Below are 260 nucleotides of genomic sequence, written 5' to 3' on the forward strand. Positions count from 1 at the left end.
GGGCCTGGACCGGCAGCGGCACCGGCCGGTCGGCGCCGGCGCGGGCCATCCCGGCCTCGGCGATGCCGCAGCTCATCTGGACCAGGCTGTCGAAGCCGCGCCGCGCCCGCCACGGCCCGGTCCAGCCATAGGCGTCGAGGGCGACGTCGACGAGGCCCGGCCGCAGGCGGGCGCGGGCCGCCGCGTCGAGCCCGAGGCGGGCGAGGGCGTCCGACCGGTAGCCGTGGACCAGCACGTCGGCCCCGGCGAGCAGCGCCTCG

1 protein-coding gene is annotated in these 260 nt (G+C 80.8%); it reads right to left on the bottom strand.

Annotated elements, in window-relative coordinates:
* Window positions 1-260: CoA transferase (locus tag A5481_RS35500; protein WP_245298675.1), on the bottom strand; the 260-nt coding region annotated here is incomplete at both ends.

Origin of the sequence: Methylobacterium platani (assembly GCF_001653715.1) — a bacterium.
GTDB classification, from domain to species: Bacteria; Pseudomonadota; Alphaproteobacteria; order Rhizobiales; family Beijerinckiaceae; genus Methylobacterium; species Methylobacterium platani.